Annotated in this window: 17 protein-coding genes and 1 riboswitch; of the genes, 2 read left to right on the top strand and 15 right to left on the bottom strand. The window is 41.5% G+C overall.

What is annotated here, in order from left to right; genetic code table 11:
* Positions 1-35: 35 nt before the first annotated feature.
* Positions 36-1,295, top strand: a complete 1,260-nt coding sequence (locus DWY37_RS00085) for a nucleotidyltransferase (protein WP_118173216.1) — start codon at positions 36-38, stop codon at positions 1,293-1,295.
* Between the two features lie 545 nt (positions 1,296-1,840).
* Here the strand turns inward: DWY37_RS00085 and DWY37_RS00080 are convergent.
* The 11 genes from DWY37_RS00080 to DWY37_RS00025 form a co-directional block, all read right to left on the bottom strand.
* Complete coding sequence (locus tag DWY37_RS00080; RefSeq protein ID WP_117841215.1) at positions 1,841-3,019, bottom strand: phosphoribosylaminoimidazolecarboxamide formyltransferase; 1,179 nt, start codon at positions 3,017-3,019, stop codon at positions 1,841-1,843.
* A gap of 40 nt (positions 3,020-3,059) precedes the next feature.
* Complete coding sequence (locus tag DWY37_RS00075) at positions 3,060-3,773, bottom strand: IMP cyclohydrolase (protein WP_118542101.1); 714 nt, start codon at positions 3,771-3,773, stop codon at positions 3,060-3,062.
* 134 nt (positions 3,774-3,907) lie between these two features.
* Positions 3,908-3,988, bottom strand: a riboswitch (ZMP/ZTP riboswitch).
* A gap of 42 nt (positions 3,989-4,030) precedes the next feature.
* The gene (locus DWY37_RS00065; RefSeq protein WP_118173219.1) at positions 4,031-5,224 is read right to left on the bottom strand and encodes a glycosyltransferase family protein; all 1,194 of its coding nucleotides are present in this window, start codon (positions 5,222-5,224) and stop codon (positions 4,031-4,033) included.
* A 24-nt stretch (positions 5,225-5,248) separates the two neighbouring features.
* The gene (locus DWY37_RS00060) at positions 5,249-6,613 is read right to left on the bottom strand and encodes a PFL family protein (protein ID WP_117698745.1); all 1,365 of its coding nucleotides are present in this window, start codon (positions 6,611-6,613) and stop codon (positions 5,249-5,251) included.
* Between the two features lie 104 nt (positions 6,614-6,717).
* A complete protein-coding gene (locus DWY37_RS00055) occupies positions 6,718-7,002 on the bottom strand; it encodes an ACT domain-containing protein (RefSeq protein ID WP_022244074.1) in 285 nt (94 codons plus the stop codon).
* A gap of 35 nt (positions 7,003-7,037) precedes the next feature.
* On the bottom strand, positions 7,038-7,835 hold the full coding sequence (locus DWY37_RS00050) for an MBL fold metallo-hydrolase (RefSeq protein WP_117698746.1): 798 nt from the start codon (positions 7,833-7,835) through the stop codon (positions 7,038-7,040).
* A gap of 20 nt (positions 7,836-7,855) precedes the next feature.
* A complete protein-coding gene (locus DWY37_RS00045) occupies positions 7,856-10,117 on the bottom strand; it encodes a cell division FtsA domain-containing protein (protein WP_118173220.1) in 2,262 nt (753 codons plus the stop codon).
* Positions 10,110-10,724, bottom strand: coding sequence for a dephospho-CoA kinase (coaE, locus tag DWY37_RS00040; RefSeq protein ID WP_118173221.1), 615 nt, complete (start codon positions 10,722-10,724; stop codon positions 10,110-10,112). Before coaE ends, DWY37_RS00045 begins: the two co-directional genes overlap by 8 nt.
* Positions 10,725-10,739: 15 nt before the next feature.
* A complete protein-coding gene (gene polA, locus DWY37_RS00035; RefSeq protein ID WP_118173222.1) occupies positions 10,740-13,376 on the bottom strand; it encodes a DNA polymerase I in 2,637 nt (878 codons plus the stop codon).
* Between the two features lie 6 nt (positions 13,377-13,382).
* A complete protein-coding gene (locus tag DWY37_RS00030) occupies positions 13,383-13,850 on the bottom strand; it encodes an acyl-CoA thioesterase (RefSeq protein ID WP_117947003.1) in 468 nt (155 codons plus the stop codon).
* Positions 13,851-13,939: 89 nt separating this feature from the next.
* On the bottom strand, positions 13,940-14,443 hold the full coding sequence (locus tag DWY37_RS00025; protein ID WP_117698751.1) for a cysteine hydrolase family protein: 504 nt from the start codon (positions 14,441-14,443) through the stop codon (positions 13,940-13,942).
* Positions 14,444-14,559: 116 nt separating this feature from the next.
* On the opposite strand from DWY37_RS00025, the gene DWY37_RS15695 reads away from it, so the two are divergent.
* On the top strand, positions 14,560-14,742 hold the full coding sequence (locus DWY37_RS15695) for a DUF6774 domain-containing protein (protein ID WP_147337975.1): 183 nt from the start codon (positions 14,560-14,562) through the stop codon (positions 14,740-14,742).
* Between the two features lie 262 nt (positions 14,743-15,004).
* Here DWY37_RS15695 and DWY37_RS16040 read toward each other — a convergent pair whose 3' ends face one another.
* From DWY37_RS16040 to DWY37_RS00005, 4 genes are read right to left on the bottom strand one after another with little or no spacing between them, the layout of a single operon-like run.
* Positions 15,005-15,142 (bottom strand): hypothetical protein, encoded by a 138-nt coding sequence (locus DWY37_RS16040; RefSeq protein WP_242986207.1) that lies wholly within the window; start codon positions 15,140-15,142, stop codon positions 15,005-15,007.
* 24 nt (positions 15,143-15,166) lie between these two features.
* Positions 15,167-15,427, bottom strand: a complete 261-nt coding sequence (locus tag DWY37_RS00015; protein ID WP_117947002.1) for a DUF3303 domain-containing protein — start codon at positions 15,425-15,427, stop codon at positions 15,167-15,169.
* 5 nt (positions 15,428-15,432) lie between these two features.
* Positions 15,433-15,627 carry a hypothetical protein gene (locus tag DWY37_RS00010; protein WP_147326044.1) on the bottom strand — a complete coding sequence of 65 codons (195 nt, stop codon included), beginning with the start codon at positions 15,625-15,627 and terminating at the stop codon, positions 15,433-15,435.
* Complete coding sequence (locus DWY37_RS00005; RefSeq protein WP_117698757.1) at positions 15,624-16,265, bottom strand: nitroreductase family protein; 642 nt, start codon at positions 16,263-16,265, stop codon at positions 15,624-15,626. Before DWY37_RS00005 ends, DWY37_RS00010 begins: the two co-directional genes overlap by 4 nt.
* Positions 16,266-16,514 lie beyond the last annotated feature (249 nt).

Below are 16,514 nucleotides of genomic sequence, written 5' to 3'. Positions count from 1 at the left end.
GATAGAACTATATTATTTGTAACTTTGGAGGACTTATGCGCATCATAGGAATCATTGCAGAATACAATCCGTTTCATAACGGTCATGCTTACCAGATAGAAAAAATCCGTTCCCTGACCCAGGCTGACTTCGTTATCGCAGCCATGAGTGGAAATTTCGTCCAGCGGGGAGAACCGGCTCTTATTGACAAATATGCACGAACAGAAATGGCTTTAAGCTGCGGTGCTGACCTGGTAATTGAGCTGCCAGCCCTCTGGGCAACTGCTTCTGCCGAACTTTTTGCTTCTGCAGGTGTTGCACTCATGCGTAAATGTGGCTGTATAGACACCCTCTGCTTCGGTGCAGAAACAGACAATCTTTCTTTATTAAAAGAAGTTGCTTCCCTGCTCGTATCCGAACCAGCGAACTACAAAGAAGTTCTCTCTTCCTGTCTCAAAAAAGGAATGTCCTATCCTGCCGCAAGAAGTCAGGCGGTATGCAGCTATTTAAAAGAAGCCAACCCGCAAATCCCGGCCGATGAACTTGCCTGCCTTTTAAATGAGCCAAATAATATTCTTGCTATTGAATATTTAAAAGCGATTCAGGCTCAGAATGCCGCCATCACCCCTTATCTGATTCAGCGGACCGGAGACAGCTATCACGAAGCGGCACTTAACAGCAGTCTTTCCTCTGCCACTGCCATAAGAAAAGAGCTTCTTTCAAACGGCTGGAATGACATCACTGCATTAAATCCATATCTGCCGGAAGCTGCTTATTCTATTTTAAAAGAATATCTTAATCTTTATCCGCCGGTTTCTGCCAATGATTTTTCTGCTCCGCTCTCTTACCTTCTGTTACAGCAGAGTGAAGCACAACTGGCTTCCTATGGTGATTCCACTGAAGCAATTGCCCGCCGGATAAAAAATATGCAAAAACAGTTTCATTCCTTTGAGCAGTTCTGCCAGTTACTGAAAACAAAGGATATGACTTATACCAGAATCAGCCGGATTTTCACGCACCTTCTGCTTCAGATTACATCTGAAGATTATCGTTTGGGAAAATCTTTAGATTATATTCCTTATCTTCGTATCTTAGGATTCCGCAAAGACGCCTCCCGGCTCCTCACGATTTTAAGCAATTATGCGGATGTTCCGATGATTTCTAAGAGTGCCAACGCAGCCTCTATGCTATCTTCTGATGCTGCACGCCTTTTTGATCTGGATGTCTTTGCCGGAGAATTATATGAAAACATCCTGTCCGGAAAAACCGGGCAGGATGCCAGAAGCGAGTTTGTACGCAATATTGTAAGGGTGTGAATTTGCCGTGCCGTCTGATTCCACCATTTGGTTGGTGGGAAAATCAAAAGAGCGTTTGATAAGAACTAAGATTTTGATTGTAAAAGGACATCTTAGTTCTTTGGCAGTAAAATTTCAGCAGTTCTTAGCAGTTTGTTTTTCTTGAATGTAAACTGTCTTTCCGTTGCTTTGACTGGATGTCTGCACTGTCCGTCGGGTACGGATGCTCTATAAAGCCTGCAAGGGGCACTGGGAATTTCGGATAATACATCACATTATCTGGCAACCGGCGCAAATTCACATCCATGTTCAAATGCGCCTCGCTGGCACATCCCTGTGCCAGCGAGGCCTGTTGCCAGACGAAATTCCAAGTGCCCCTAACAGCCTTTATTATGCATCCGTACTTCGACGAACCGTACAGACATCTTGTCAAACATTGGAAAGACTGTTTTTATCTCAAAAAGAAAAACAAACTGCTTAGTAACTGCGGAATTTTATAGCAGGAACTAAATGTCCTTTCACAAAGCAAAATCTTATCTTCCAACTCCAATCCTCTTTTCCAGCTCTTAGTGGTGGAACAGACGGATTCCGGTAAAGCTCATCACCATACCATATTTGTTACAGGTTTCGATTACATGGTCATCACGGATAGATCCGCCCGGCTGTGCTACATACTGCACGCCACTTCTGTGGGCGCGTTCGATGTTATCTCCAAATGGGAAGAACGCATCAGAGCCAAGAGATACTCCGGTATTCTTATCTAACCATGCACGTTTTTCTTCTGCCGTAAATACAGCAGGTCTGGTCTTAAATATCTTCTCCCATTCGCCATCTGCAAGTACGTCCATATAATCCTCGCCAATGTATAGGTCGATTGCATTATCACGGTCAGCTCTGCGGATTTTATCTAAAAATGGCAGATTCAGTACCTGTGGAGACTGGCGTAACCACCAGTTATCTGCTTTGGAGCCTGCTAATCTGGTACAGTGGATACGGGACTGCTGTCCGGCACCAATACCGATTGCCTGTCCGTCTTTTACATAACATACGGAGTTAGACTGTGTATATTTTAAAGTAATCATGGAAATTGCCAGATCTCTCTTTGCTGATTCCGGCAGCTCTTTGTTTTCTGTTACAATATTGTCAAAGAAATGCTCGTCAATATTTAACTCATTTCTTCCCTGCTCAAAGGTAACGCCAAATACCTGTTTCCGCTCGATTGGGTCTGGAATATAGTCAGGATCAATTTCAATGACATTGTAATTGCCATTTTTCTTTGCTTTTAAAATTTCTAATGCGTCATCATCATAGCCCGGTGCAATGACTCCATCAGATACTTCTCTTTTAATTAAAAGTGCGGTTGCTTTATCACAAACATCAGAAAGAGAAATGAAATCTCCGAAAGAGGACATACGGTCAGCGCCTCTTGCTCTTGCATATGCATTAGCAATCGGTGTAAATTCTACATCCATGTCATCTACCCAGTAAATCTTACGCTCTACTTCAGAAAGTGGAAGTCCCACTGCTGCACCTGCCGGAGAAACATGTTTAAAAGAAGTGGCTGCCGGAAGTCCGGTTGCTTTCTTTAATTCTTTTACTAACTGCCAGCCATTGAATGCGTCTAAGAAGTTAATATAACCTGGTTTACCATTTAATACTTTGATTGGCAATTCGCCATTTTCCATGTAAATTCTGGATGGTTTCTGATTTGGGTTACAACCATATTTTAATTCTAATTCTTTCATTTTTATTTTCCTCTCTCGCACAAATCTTATTCACAAAATCCTATTTGTTCTTGTTTACAATGCGGCTTTCATATTTTCCGGTTTCAATATCAATATATCTTACAAATAAAGATACCTTGTTATCTGCATTCAGATTATTCCATACCAGCTCGGTAAATGCATCAATGTCACCTCCGATATCAACCAGTACCGGTTCGCCTTCAAAGCTTGGTAATGGATTTCCATCATTCATATAAGTATGAATGAAATGTCCTTCCCCAGCTACCGGATTCTCATAAGCAAATGTATAACGGTTGCAGGCATCCGGATTACCATTGTTGCTCTTTAAAATAGACATTGCATAATTGTATTTTCCATCTTCTACATGCATGATTCCGGAAATACGCGGTGTATAGTTAGGTGCGTCCGGCTCAAATTCTCTGGTTCTTAATGCCTGTTCGAAGGTCTGCTGTTTATCCATCAGTTCATAAATGGTATCTGTCTGGTCTCCATTGGTTACAATGGTCTTATTACCCAGTACGCGAACCGGTGCATAAATAATAAGACTTGGGTCACTTAATTTTGCAGGGTCAAATGCCTGGGTACGGATTCCTTCTCCATCCTCAACAAATACACGGTTACGGCTGTTCTCGCTTCTTCCCATGATAAAATAAGCAGTTACCGCATACTTTCCATTCTTCGACTTTCCAATTACAATTCCTCTTCCCGGATAAGTAGTGCTTCCAAGTTCTTCTGCTAATGAAGTCATCTTCATTTTTGTTCCTCCTTCTTACGCTCCATGTAATTTTTAAAGTTGCTGCAGCTTTCGTCAAAGTCTCTTTCTCTTTCGAATTTTCCCTGTGACTTTTCCTGCTTGAATGCATAAAAAATACCGACACGTATCCCGAGCTTAACTGCCCAGACGGTCGGCTTCCTCAGGTCATACTTCATGTGGTTATTCCCACGGTTCCGTCAGTCATATGACCTGAATTTAGTAAAACATATTCCAAAACACTTGTCAAGGAATTCTTCCTATAAGAACTCTCTCAGACGTTCTGCACGGTTCGCCCAGGTATCTTCCTTAAGTGCCCGTTCATAAGAATATTCTATGATTTCTTTCATTTTCTTCGGATGCCCCAGCATGGATAATACCTGCTCCGGCAATGCATCCAGATGCTCTAACTCATAAAATGCCAGATCCTTTCCGTCACAGAAACGCTCCTTTAAATAAATGCTGCCATCTGTCAGGGATACTGCTTTATTTAACATGGCTGTAAAAATTCTGTCATGGGCTCCATCCTTAAACCACGGCATGGTATTCAATGCAATCTTGGTATTCCGGATGATTTTTACGCATTCGGCAGAATCAAGCTGCCTTCCGTTTAAAATAAGATTCTCCGGATGTTTTACCTTAAGATTCTCCCACCCTTTGCCAAAAACATGTACCCGTACTCCATTGTCTACCAATGTCCGCACCGTTTCTCCACGGAAATAAGTCCGGTTATACATATCCAAAAAAAGCATTCCTGCAAAGCATGCCATCAGCTCCCGCTCCGTTACTTCCGGAATCTCCCGGCGGACAAAATGCTCCATGGCAGAATCTAACGGCTCTGACGGATGCAGGCGGAGATAATTTAATATCTCATGATAGAAATCAATATATTCCTTCGTCTGGCTGGTAAAATGCTCTTCAATTGCCGGAAGATGCACATAGTTTGCGATAAAACCCACTTCATATTCCCGGTTCTCATATGGAATAAAATCTGTTGGGACTCGCTCTTCCCCATCCATCAGAAAATTCCCTGCCAATGGTAAAAAATGACAGGGAATCCCTTTATAAAACCGTTTCATATAAGAAATATGCTGGCGGTCGATACAGAACACAGTCAGATTCGGAATTGTCTCATCAAGCTGCTTATGATAATACAACGGATGGTCCACAAGAATACAATAGACCGGAATATTTCTGCTGGCAAAGACAGACTGAGACTCTGTCTCCAACAGGAACTCCTCTCCGCTTAATCCGATAAAGTTAAAGGTAATGACTGCGGTCTCGCCACTTTTTAAAAAGCGGCTTAATCGTTTTGTGTCAGCATATTCTGCCTGAATGTCAAAGAAGAAAATCTGATATCCCATCTTGCGAAATGACGCTGCCATCTCATGCGAAAAATAAGTTAATGTTTCTACGCCTCGTTCAAAAAACACAAGTTTACGGATATCACTCATTTTCTTTCTCCATTTCAAAAAATCCTAGTTCTTAAAGCTGTGAATTGGTGCAGGAATTCTTCCCCCACGGTTGATAAATGCATCACAGGAATACTGGTTTACCGGCATAATCGGTGCATAGCCGAATAATCCACCAAATTCTACAGTATCGCCTACTCCCTTTCCGATTACCGGAATCAGACGGGCTGCTGTAGTCTTCTGGTTAATCATTCCAAGTGCCATTTCATCTGCAATAATACCGGAAATGGTAGTTGCCTTGGTATCACCCGGAATTGCAATCATATCGAGACCTACGGAACATACACAGGTCATTGCTTCTAATTTCTCCAGTGTAATGGCATTTGCCTGTACTGCATTAATCATTCCCTGGTCTTCGCTGACCGGAATAAATGCACCACTTAAACCACCAACATAAGAAGATGCCATTACGCCGCCCTTCTTAACCTGGTCATTTAAAAGAGCAAGGGCTGCTGTCGTTCCCGGTGCACCTGCATATTCAAGACCAATTTCACAAAGAATATCTGCTACACTGTCTCCGATTGCAGGAGTTGGTGCCAGAGATAAATCTACAATACCAAATGGAATATTTAAAATTCTCGACGCTTCCTGTGCTACAAGCTGACCTACACGGGTTACTTTAAATGCAGTCTTCTTGATGGTCTCACATAATACTTCAAAGTTCTCTCCACGGACTTTTTCCAGTGCAGTCTTTACAACACCCGGTCCGCTGACACCAACATTGATTACCGCATCTGCCTCTGTTACGCCATGGAATGCGCCTGCCATAAACGGGTTGTCATCCGGCGCATTACAGAATACAACCAGTTTCATACAGTCTACAGAATCTCTGTCCTTAGACTGCTCTGCCACCTCTAAGAGAATCTCTCCCATTAATTTTACAGCATCCATGTTAATTCCGGTTTTTGTGGATGCAAGATTTACAGAACTGCAGACTCTTTCGGTACGGCAAAGTGCCATTGGAATAGAACGGATTAAAAGCTCATCTGCCTTTGTCATTCCCTTGGATACCAGTGCAGAATATCCACCAATCAGGTTTACTCCTACTGCTTTGGCTGCTGCATCCATAGTATCTGCGATGGTTGCAAAATCTTCCGGTGTCTTGCAGGCTGCCCCGCCAACCAGTGCAATTGGTGTAACGGAAATTCTTTTATTTACGATTGGGATTCCAAATTCCTGCTCAATCTGATTTCCTGCTGATACCAGATCCTTTGCCACTGTAGTAATTTTCTTATAAATGTTATCGTTTAACTTCTTTAAATCAGAATCAATACAATCCAAAAGACTGATTCCAATGGTAATGGTACGGACATCTAAGTTCTCATGCTCCACCATTTTATTGGTTTCGCTTACTTCCATTATATTAATCATTTTTTGTCTCCTATATTCTGCCTTTCTACGCAGCTCATTTCCTGTATTTTCATTGATACGCCTTAGTGACCTGCCAACAGCAGTTCCCTTTTATGTAAGTCGTATTAAATTCTGTGCATCATATCAAAGATTTCTTCTCTCTGACATTTGATGGTAACACCGATTTCCTCACCTAATTTTTCCAGTGCTGCAGAACACTCAGCAAATGGTGTTTTGGATGTATTTAAATCAACAATCATCATCATATTGAAGAATCCGTCAATGATAGTCTGTGAAATATCCAGTACATTGATATGCTGTTCTGATAAATAAGTACAAACTTTTGCGATAATTCCTACAGTATCTTTTCCTACTACAGTAATAATTGTCTTGCTCTGTGTCTTTTCCATTTTGTTCTCCTCTTATTTTTGCTTTCTTAATATTCTTAAATCCGGATAAGCTCAGACACTTCGTCCCGCTTTGCTACCTGGATTGGAAAATCATTTCCGTGGTACGGGTTCTCACCCTGTTCTACTTCCTGGCGCACTGTCTCATATGCCAGTTCTGCCAGATTATTTTCCTTGCTCAGATGCCCCAATACTACTTTTTTAAACTTATCATGCAGAAGCTGCCCTAAAAATTGTCCACTGCTCTCATTGGAAAGATGTCCTCTGTCCCCTAATATCCGCTGTTTCAGAGGATAAGGATAACTGCCCACCTGAAGCATACGCACATCATGATTTGCTTCTAACAATAATACATCTAAATCCTGCAGCTTGTCTATAAGATAATTGTCATATTTCCCCAAATCGGTAATGACCGCCATCTTTTTATCTGACTGTTTCATGATGTATGCCACCGGATTTGCGGCATCATGGGAAATGGATACCGGCTCCACCGTAATATCTCCAATCTGAAATTCCACTCCTGCTTCGATAGGATGAAACAATGTCTCATCTACTTTTCCCACACTGGAAATCCCTTTGACTGCCTCAATGGTCTCTGCCGTGGCATAGATTGGAATTCCATATTTTCTTGCTACCACGCCAAGACCGGAAATGTGATCTGAATGTTCGTGGGTCACAAGCAGTGCCTGCATTTCCGCGGTTTTCAAACCGATACTGTTTAATCCTGCTTCAATGCGCTTTCCACTGATTCCGGCATCAATCATCAGATGGCTGCTTTCTGTTCCTGCGTAGATACAGTTTCCACTGCTTCCACTTGCAATACTGCATAATTCCATTTTCTTATGTCTCTTTCTATTTAGTAATTCTCTTTCCAGTACACTTCAATTTTATCGCCATCCTGCAATACCTGTGTATACTGGGCATCCATGCCATTAATTAAAGTTACAATTGCTCTTCCATGGGATGCTGACAAATCAAAATCAATATAATCAAAAATATCCACAAATACATATTCTTCTTTGCCACTTAAAGTAATTTCCTGATTGTTTGCAATAATATGTAATTCTTTGCTTTCCGGCTCTGCCGGTTTCTGCACCGGTGCATCGGCTGCTGTTTCTGCTGCAGCATCTGTATTCGTTTCAACTGCCGGCTCTGCACCTGCCGTTTGAATGCCATCTGCTGCATTTTCATCCGCAGCATTTTCGCCTGTCACAGGTTCAGCTGCCACAGAAGCTTCTGTCTCATGAACTTCAGCTGCACTGTCTGTGCTTTCTTCTGTTGAAACTTCTTCTTCCAGTCCGGCATCAAATCTGTGGTCTGCCTGTCCATAGGAAATATGACGTTCACCGCTTTCATAGGCAGAAGCACTCCATTCGATTTCAAAGTTCTCATAGCAAAGGGAACCCATATCTGCCGGTTTTCCATTTAAGATAATTCCGGCTTCTTCATCAATCCGCACATCCATAAACTCTGCCAGCTGTCCAATGGTATAGAAGTTTCTGGTTTCGATTTCGTCCCCTTCCTGAATAACATAATTAGAAGGTTCAAGGCTTCCATTGACCTGAACAAATTTCGGGCAGGTAATATTGATGCCATTGACCTGGAAGGTAATGGTGGAGGATGTATATTCATCTAACTGTTCAATCGTAGATACGGCTTCTTTTCCAATGGTAGAGGCTTCTATGGTAATCTCGGAATTCGGAACCAGTGGTGTATTGATGCTGACTACTCTTCCGTCCACTTTAACAATGGCTGATTCTCCCGGTTCTCCACGGACGATTCTCGGCTTTCCATTTACGGTAAACTCCACTGCCTTGCCCCGTCTTGGGAACAGTGCTTCATTCGGGAAGCCCGCCTGCAATGCAGCGTCCACAATGGTAAGATGGCTGTTATCATAAAGCTTTAAGCGTTCTCCGTTAAACCGGACCATAATGAAATTATTCTTCTGGTCATAATAATTAAGACAGATTCCAATCGGTGTTACCAGTAATGGGTCTTTCTTAATCTCTTCCTGTGCAAAATGAACCTCTTTTAAAACTTCTTCTCCACGTAATGCTACACGCTCTCTTGGAATTTCAAGTTTGTCTGCAAGCATTTCCGTAAATCCATGGATTTTGCCGCCACCACCAACTACGAAGGCTGCACTGACCGATTTATCACCATTTAACTCTTTGATTTTCTCTGCTACCTCAGTAGTAATCTTATCTACCGTATCATGGGTTAAATCCCAGATTTCTTCGGATGGAATCGTATGGGTAATGCTCATGATATCTGTAAATTCCACTTCATCCGCCATACCGGATGTCAGCTTCATATGTTCTGCCATATTAAAATCCACCAGATAATGCTGTACAATTAATTCGGTCAGCTCATCTCCGGCATAAGGAATCATGCCATATGCAATAATGCTTCCGTCTCTGGTGACACAGATGTCAGATGTTCCGGCTCCCACATCAACCAGTGCAATATTCAACATACGAAAGGCCTCCGGAATTGCTACGTTGATTGCAGCAATAGGCTCCAAAGTCAGATTGGCAACATTTAATCCAGCCTGCCCTACTGCGGAATACAGACCATCTACAACGTCCTCCGGCAGGAAGGTTACGATAACATCCTCCGAAATTTTCTCTGCCTTATGTCCTTCGATATTGGAAAAGACTTCATCATTGATATAATATTTTACAACGGAATATCCCACACAGTAAAATTTGTAACGGGTATCATTCCTCTCTTTTAAAATCTGCTGGGCATGGTCTACTCCCAGTAAATCCAGAGTATGTATATGTTCTGCAGTTACTACGGTCTCTTCTGCGAATTCATATTCCACGCTGGTGGTCACGGTTTTCAGTACACGACCAGCGGCAGCAATGCAGACATCGGTAAGCTTTGCCTCTAACTGCCCTTCTAATTCTGCCTTTACTTCTGCAATTGTTCTGCCTACTCTTCCGATGTCATGAATCTGACCATCCAGCATAGCTCTGGTTTCATGCTCTTTCATATACTGGGCTGCCACATAGAAGTCTTTGCCTTCCCGATATCCAACTGTTCCAACTACGTTTCTTGTTCCGATATCCAAGCCAAATACAAATTGATTTGCATTCTGTTCTGCATTATCCATTGGTATTTTCTCCCTCATTCTCTATTATCGTTTTTACCTGTGCAATGGTTTCTTCCGTCGTACCATTATTATCAATTACCACTTTGCAATGTCTGCGGTATTCGTTCTCGCAAAGCTGGCTTTCAAACATTTCACTGATTTTTTCATCACTGTAGCCTCTCGACTGCTTCAGCCTTGCTCTGCGATTCTCCTCTGAAGTATAAATATACCATAATTCATCGCAAATTTCATCATAATGTTCTTCGATTAATAATGCCGCTTCCAATACCAGATAACGAAGCCTGCCTTCTTCCTTTTCCTGCTCTAACACATGAAGCACATATTCCTTTACTGCCGGATGCAAAATCTCATTCATTCCATTCCGTCTGGCTTCATCCTTGAAAATAATGGCTGCCGCCTTCGGACGGTTCATCTTCCCCTTTTCATCAAAAACATCTGTTCCCGCAAACAGCTCCTGCAATTTTTCGTTACAGGACTGTCCCGGCTCGGAAAGTTCTCTTGCAATATCATCCGCCAGCATTACTTTCGTATCTTCTCTGCCGGCAAGGTATTTTAATATTTCTGTTTTTCCGGCTCCTACGCCTCCGGTAATTCCGATAAATTTCATAATTTCTGCCTTATCCTATTTTGCTTCGTACCAGTTATTTCCGGCATGCATATCTACCTCTAAGGTTACCGCAAGGTCTGCTGCATGAAGCATTTCTTCTTTCAAAATCTTCTCTACCTGCTGCTGTTCTTCTTTACAGGTCTCAACCAAAAGTTCGTCATGTACCTGTAAAATCAGTTTTGATTTCAAGCCTTCCTCTTTCAGGCGGTCATGTACATGAATCATGGCTATTTTAATAATATCTGCTGCAGAACCCTGAATCGGTGCATTCATTGCCACACGTTCTCCAAAGGAACGCTGCATGAAATTACTGGAGGATAACTCCGGCACCGGTCTTCTTCTGCCAAACATTGTTGTGACATAGCCTTTTGTCCTGCCATCCTCTACCAGTCCGTCTAAGAATGTCTTGATTCCCGGATAGGTTTCAAAATAGCTCTTAATATACTGTTCTGCTTCTTTTCTTGTAATACTTAAATCCTGACTTAATCCGAAGGAACTGATTCCATAGACAATACCAAAGTTTACCGCCTTTGCATTTCTTCGCTGCAGTGGTGTTACTTCTTCGAACGGCACATGAAATACCTTGGATGCAGTAATCGCATGAATATCTTCTGCATGCTTATATGCATCAATCAGATTTTTATCTCCTGACATATGTGCCAGCAGACGAAGCTCTATCTGGGAATAATCCGCATCTAAGAATACATAACCTTCTCTCGGTAAAAACACTTTACGAATCAGCCGTCCCAATTCCATCCGGATTGGAATGTTCTGTAAATTCGGGTCTGTACTGCTTAAACGTCCGGTGGCTGTTATGGTCTGCTGGAATGTACTGTGAATCCGTCCATCCTCTGCAATAAATGCAGCCAGTCCGTCGGCATATGTGGATTTTAATTTGGTCAGCTGACGGTACTCTAATATTTTTGATACAATCGGATAATCCGGTGCCAGCTTTTCCAGTACATCTGCTGCAGTAGAATATCCGGTCTTGGTCTTCTTGCCGTTTGGCATCTGCAGTTTTTCAAAAAGAATCACGCCAAGCTGTTTTGGTGAATTGATATTAAAGGTTTCACCGGCTTCTTCGTAGATTTCTTTTTCAATTTTGTCTATGGATACTGCAAGATTCTCTCCATATTCTTTTAAGGCATCTGCATCAATGGCAATGCCTTCCTTTTCCATATCGGATAAGGTATATACCAGTGGCATTTCTATTTTATCAAAGAGTTCTTTCATGCCCTCTTCTTCTAACTGCTTTGCCAGCGGCTCTTTTGCCATTAAATTAATGTATGCCTGATAACATGCCATTTTCAGGAATTCTTCCGGCTTTTCTTCCGATGCTGTGACAAAATCTTTCTTTCCAAGATAATCCTCTTTTGATGGCACCATCAAATCAAGATAGTCTTTTGCAATGTCTTCATAAGCATAGTCATTTTTCAATGGGTTTAATAAATAAGCTGCTATTTTCACATCAAAAATATGACTTTTTTCATCGGCTTCTATCCATCTAAGCTGTGGTTTTAAATCAAAGGTGCAAAGCTCTACGCCTGCTACAAGAAGCTGTCTGCTCTGTTCGAATAGATACTGCTTTGTCACAAATCCCGCAACCGGAATATATGCCACATCTTCTTTTGTGCATGCAACTGCAAGTCCAAGCACAACATCCTTTTCATAAATCAACTGGAAGCCTGCTGCCTGCTGCTTCTTTGCCTTTTCAAAAAAATCTTCTACCCCAGCAAAATCCTCGATTCGTTTAAAGTTTTCCTCTCCGGTATTTACCGGTGTGTCCACTTCAAACCGTTTCAAAAGATTCTTAAATTCCAGACGCTTACACATCATATAAGCTTCCGGTGTATATAAATTGCCAATTCTTGCTTCCCTGATATCATATGGGATGTCTGCATCTATCTTAATGGTAGCCAGTGTCTTACTCAACTGTGCCATATCATAATGCTCTTTTAACATCTCTTTCGCACGGTTTGGCTTAATCTCTTCTACATGGGCATATGCATTTTCAATGCTGCCATATGCCACAATCAGGTTCGTGGCTGTCTTTTCGCCGATTCCCGGTACACCCGGAATATTATCTGCGGTATCGCCCATCAGCGCCTTTACATCAATAAACTGCAATGGTGTAACCTGATATTTTTCCAATACCTCTTTGGTATTATAATCTTCGATTTCCGTTCCGGTCCGCTTAGTCTTTGGAATCCGGATCTTAATATGGTCACTGGCAAGCTGCAATAAGTCCCGGTCTCCGGACACTACAGACACTTCATAGCCTGCTGCTTCACTGCGCTTTGCTATGGTTCCCAATAGGTCGTCTGCTTCCAAGCCTTCTTTTTCAATTACCGTAACTCCCATGGCACGCAGCATTTCTTTCATCAGCGGTACCTGCTGCCGCAATTCTTCTGCCATCGGTTTTCTCGTTCCCTTGTATGCATCAAACATCTTATGACGGAATGTTGGTGCATGCACATCAAAAGCAACCGTAAGATACTCCGGCTGCTCTTCCTCTAATATTTTAAATAAAATGTTTAAGAAACCATATACTGCATTGGTATGAAGTCCCTCTGCATTGGTCAAATCCGGTAATCCAAAAAATGCCCGGTTTAATATACTGTGTCCATCGATCAGAACTAATTTTTCGCTCATCTTGTCCTAACTTTCCTCATCCATCATCTGGAAGAATTTTGTATCTATCTCAGGGTATGACCGTTTCAAGGAAATCGGCTTGCCATTACGATCTAAGAAGCAGTGCTCACTGGCTGCAATGGTACGGAGTTCTCCGGTCTCTTTGTCTGTCATACGATAACGGACACTGAGTTTGATTCCATTGTAACCTGCAATGGCTGTTTCAATAACAACAGTATCTCCGAATCGTACCATGCTCTTATATTCACACTGTACAGACAGCACCGGACTGATAATTTCCTGGTCTTCCATCTGTTTATAGCTGAAGCCCATCTGATCCATCAAGTCCATGCGTGCCTCTTCCATCCAACGGATATAATTGGAATGATGCACAATCCCCATCTGGTCTGTCTCATAATATTTTACATTGTGCTCATACGGTTTTACCTTAATTGGTGTTACTCCATGATAAATATCAACTCTTGTATCCTTCATATCTGTCACCTTCCTTACGAAACGATTATACTCAAAAAACGAACGACGTTCAAGCGTCGAAGGGATTCTTTTCGAATTATTACGCCTTTCTACTCTCCAATTACCTGAATCTGACACATTTTCATAGTAGTAAGCGCCGCCTTATGGGATTCCGGCGTCACTCCGGCACAACATGTAGCATCTACTGTAATCTCTACATCTGGAAATTCCGCTTTCAAAATCAAGGCATTAGATACCACACAGATATCCGTACAAAGTCCGCATAATTCTATTTCTTCAAAGTTTCTCTCCGACCAGTGTGTCCATCCAAAGGTCGGTTTATTAATACAGCTGCATCCCGGCACCTCCAAGCCTTCTGCAATCTCCCAGCCCTTTGTTCCTTCAATGCAATGCTCCACCGGAAGTTTCTTTCCCTCCGGTGTACTAAGATAATCTGACTGATGGGTATCCCTGGTAAAAATGATCTCGTCCCCACGCTCCTGATACTCTTTGATTTTCTCTTTTACCTTCGGTACAATTTCTTGTGCCTCTCTGGTTCCAAGTGAACCATCGATAAAGTCATTCTGCATATCTACTACAATCAGTGTTTTCATATTTGATTCCTTTCATTCCCTTTTACCAATTATCTATCGGAAGTTATTTTCTTTTATTATACACATTTTCTCTGACAGTTGCATACCATATCATAAATATCTTATGGTCAACCGCTATGTCAAACTGTACAAATCTTTTTTACCTCTCCACAATTTCCTGCCAGTTGTCCGAATGCCTGTCGACCGATGAACTTACGCTCCTTGCTGCAGACCTGGTGGTATTAAGTGATATGCTTGCAAATCTTGCCGCCCGGAAATCAATCTGTGAGCCTGCTGCTTCTGCGGAAGATGTACCATAACTTACCTACCGGACTTGCCACCGGCAGCCTCTTTCGGATGCCCGACAGCAAAAATGCAGAGAAGTATCTCTATAAACTACTTCTCTGCATTCTTTTATAATGTCTTGGTAAAGCAAATAATTCTGTTTGCTTCTGTAAAATTCATTGCTTTATGAAATAGAACACTATCTATAGTATCCAACCGGACTGGTTTTTGTTCCTTCTACATAATCATACCGCAACTGGCATTGTGCAAAGCCAATTGGAATATCATTTTCATATTTCAAAAAAATTGAGTGTTTCTTTTTTCCATAATTTCTGAGAATTCAGTAATCAGTTCACTGACCGAATGGCTGTCCCACATTTGTACTGCTAAATTTGCCAGTATTTCTAAATCCTGTTTTTCTGCTTTTCGTACCATATTGTTCCTCCAAACCTGAATTGTCTACTTCTTCATTTTTTCGCTCATTTCATGGCTACTTATTACCGGTATAAATGTAAAATCAGTAACATCATTCCAATTCGAAGCCCACTCCTGCAACACTTCCAAACTTTCAGCTTCATTGATTTGATAACAGGTATTACCGTCTTCTGCAACCCGACTGTTGACATAGGTTACACCTGTTGGCATCATCCGCCCTTTTTCATGAAATCTCCTGTAAACAGCTTCTTTGTCTTTATATTTTTCAATTACCATATATAGCATAGTTCCTACCTCCAAATCAGACTTTCTACTTTACTCAACTCCTCTGTAATCTCATTTACACGCACCTCGTTACAATCCCCCATTTTCATCATTTCCAAAATCATATGCTGTCTATTTTCATCTCCCAGTGCAAGCAGAATTTTCTGGCATTGTTCAAAATCTGCCGCCAGCTTATCTATATCTTTCTTTGTATGCATCATTTTACCTCATGTCCAGTTACTGCTTCAAAGTGATATTTGACAATTCCAAGATCTATCTTAGAATAAAATCCTCCAAGATTTTTTGCTGTAACTTTTCCATTTTTCAGTTCCAACTGAAACTTCTGCTGGTTTACGGCAGTAGGTGCAAGACTTACTGCTTCCATACCTCTGTCAAACCATTCTGTACTCTGGTCTGCCTTTCCAAGTTCCACTATACTCTTACTTTTATGTGGAACTCCCTGTGTTTTTCCATATCCCAGTGAAATAATGATTAACAGTTTCTGTCCTCTTTCTATTTCTGCTTTTGATTTACCATGCGTCATTGCTACCCAGCAGGTATTAAGACCAAGTTCCTGACATTTCAAAACAATCTTCTCACCATAATATCCCGCCTTTTCCTGATCATTCTTATTTCCAACAATGGCAATATAATTCTTCACATTTTCAAACTTCCCATAATGAGCCATAAAGGAATTAAAGCACTTCGGTTCGTCATAAAAAGCCTGAATTGATAATTTACTCTCAGCATTGACGTCATTTATCAAAGAGTTGATTTCTTCTCTTTTCGATGGTTCGATAGTCTGATTTTTATACTGTCTTACGCTGTGTCTTTCTTTCATAATTTCTAATATATCCATTACAATATCCTCGCTTTCGTTCATCTAATTAAATCAAGTATATCATATCTTCCCATAAAAAATTCAATGGTAAAGAAAATCAAGACGATTAAAAATAGATAACCATATTTCAGGTTATCTACTCTTAATTTCTGATTTATTCAGTTTTAGAACCTGTAATTGATAAAACATACAACTTCCGGTTTTCCAATTCCATAGTCGAGTAGACTAAGACCTCTCAATCTTAGCCCCTCACAGATCCGTACGTGC

Source organism: Roseburia sp. AF25-13LB (assembly GCF_003478915.1).
Taxonomy (GTDB): domain Bacteria; phylum Bacillota; class Clostridia; order Lachnospirales; family Lachnospiraceae; genus Roseburia_C; species Roseburia_C amylophila.
The sequence above is the reverse complement of the archived record's forward strand: the minus strand, read 5'-3'. Positions and strand labels throughout refer to the sequence as shown.